Below are 2,711 nucleotides of genomic sequence, written 5' to 3'. Positions count from 1 at the left end.
GAATGTATCTTTCAGCGAGAGATTAAAATATTCTTTGAACAGCCAGAAGCCGGCGTCATTTACATGTGAAAAGAACAGGCTGCCTGCGCCAATGGATAATACCATCAGGCTGGGATTTACGTGCAGCTGCCCCATCATGGGAGCAATAATGCCGGCAGTGGTTAAACCGGCTACTGTAGCAGATCCCAGGGCCAAGCGTATCACCGCTGCAATTAACCAGGCCAGCACCAAAGGCGGTATGCTCCAGCTTTGCAAGGCCGTAGCTATCTGGGTGCTTACCCCGCTGTCTATAAAGATCTGTTTCAGGATCCCGGCGCCGCTAACGATCAGTAACACCATTGCCACATCCTTCACAGCATCGGTATAAATATTCATTACCTGCTGCATGGTTTTACCCATGTTAATGCCCAGGCTGAAGGTAGCAATAGTAATCGTGATCAGCATTACGATGCCCGGCTCTCCCAAAAAGGTGAGCAGTGTTTTAAAAGCACCATCTTCCGGCAGCATAAACAGCAGGATGGTGGTAACGATCAGCATCATAACCGGCAGCAGCGACGATAACAGGCTGTTGAACACGCCCGGCAGCAGGTGCTCCGGTAACGGCTCTACACTAAAGCTTTGCAGCGGTTTGGCTTCCAGCTTTTTGATGGTCCTTGAAAACACAGGCCCCGCCAGTATTACAGCCGGTATGGCTACTATTACGCCATAGATCAGCGTAAGCCCCATATTGGCATGGAACTGCCCTACCAATGCAGCAGGCGCCGGATGCGGCGGCAAAAAGCCATGGGTAACGGACAAGGATGCCAGCATAGGCAAACCAATATACACGGCGGGTAATTTATATTGATACGCTACAGAAAAGATCAGGGGAATGATCAACACAAAACCCACATTATAGAACAGGGGTATACCAATAATAAAGCCGGTAAGCATTAAGGCCCACTGGATATATTTTGCGCCGAACAATTTCATTAACACCGTGGAGATCCGCTGCGCAGCGCCGCTTTCCGCTACCAGCTTGCCTAACATAGCTCCCAATACGATCACCACTATCAGCGATCCCAAAGTATCGCCAATACCTTTGTATACGGATGAGGGAATATTGTTCAACGGTATGCCCAGCAATAAACCCGTGATTACAGATACCACCAGGAAAGCCAGGAACGCATTAACCTTGCCCCAGGAGATCAGTAATATCAGCGCAACGATACAAAGGAAGATGATCAATAAAGTCATAATGATTTTGGATTTTAGATTTACGATTTTAGATCTGATCGAAGCGGATAGATTACAGGGCGTACCCCATAAATCTAAAATCGTAAATCTAAAACCGTAAATTTTTAATGCGAATCCCTGCTTACTTCTGATCCGGAGCCGCCTACCAGGAAGTCAAAGTCGGCGCCTTTATCGGCCTGCAGCACGTGGTTTACATACAGGCTTACATACCCGCGGTTCATAGGCTGGGCGTCTTTTTCCCAGCGCTGGCGGCGTTGCTGCAGCACCTCATCCGGCACATCCAGGTGCAGGCGGCGGCCGGCAACATCCAGCTCAATAAAATCTCCGTTCTCTACCAGCGCCAGGTTGCCGCCAACAGCAGATTCCGGGGATACGTGCAGCACTACGGTACCATAGGCAGTACCGCTCATACGGCCGTCGGAAATACGTACCATATCGGTAACGCCTTTGTCCAGCAGCTTTTTGGGCAGGGCCATATTACCTACTTCCGGCATACCGGGATAACCTACAGGGCCTACGCGTTTTAAAACCATTACACAGGTTTCATCAATATCCAGCGCAGGATCGTCTATGCGTGCATGATAGTCTTCAATAGTTTCAAACACCACGGCGCGGCCACGGTGCTGCATCAGCGCAGGCGTAGCGGCAGAGGGTTTTATTACGCAGCCGTTCAATGCCAGGTTGCCTTTTAATACGGCAGTACCGGCTTCGGGGATCATAGGCTGATCCATGGGATAGATCACATCCCGGTTATAACAGCTGCAGGTATCCGTAATATTTTCTGCATGGGATTTACCGGTAACCGTAATGGTATCCATATGCAGGTGCTCCTTCAGCTCATTAATGATCACAGGCAAGCCACCGGCATAATAAAAATCTTCCATCAGGTATTTACCGGAAGGCATCAGGTTTAACAGCAGGGGAATACGGCTGCCCAGCTTATCAAAGTCTTCCAGGTTCAGCTCCACGCCTATTCTGCCGGCAATAGCCGTAAGGTGAATAATAAAATTGGTGGATCCGCCTACTGCTGCATTTACCTTTATAGCATTCTCAAATGCCTGCCGGGTAAGGATCTTAGACATTTTCAGGTCTTCCTTCACCATTTCCACAATGCGGCGGCCGGAAAGATGGGCCAGCACTTTTTTGCGGGAATCAACCGCCGGGATAGCGGCTGCACCGGAAAGCGTCATACCCAGGGATTCCACCATACAGGCCATGGTAGAGGCAGTGCCCATGGTCATACAATGACCGGCGCTGCGCGACATACAGCTTTCTGCAAACAGGTAATCCTTGGGTGTCATGCTGCCCTTTTTCATTTCATCGGCAAACTTCCATACATGTGTGCCGGAGCCAATCTGCTGCCCCTGGAAACGGCCGTTGAGCATAGGCCCGCCGGGAACCACAATGGTAGGCAGGTCCACGCTGGCAGCACCCATTAAGGTAGAGGGTGTGGTTTTATCGCAGCCGGTTAGCAG

Annotated in this window: 2 protein-coding genes; both read right to left on the bottom strand. The window is 50.3% G+C overall.

From position 1 onward, the window contains the following. A partial coding sequence (locus VIM87_RS13020) for a gluconate:H+ symporter (RefSeq protein WP_331997415.1) occupies nt 1–1,236 on the bottom strand: 1,236 nt, incomplete at its 3' end. 104 nt (nt 1,237–1,340) lie between these two features. Next, nucleotides 1,341–2,711: dihydroxy-acid dehydratase (locus VIM87_RS13015; RefSeq protein WP_331997414.1), on the bottom strand; the 1,371-nt coding region annotated here is incomplete at its 5' end.

The organism is Chitinophaga sp., from assembly GCF_036569125.1.
GTDB lineage: Bacteria > Bacteroidota > Bacteroidia > Chitinophagales > Chitinophagaceae > Chitinophaga.
This window is presented reverse-complemented; position numbering and strand designations above follow the sequence as displayed.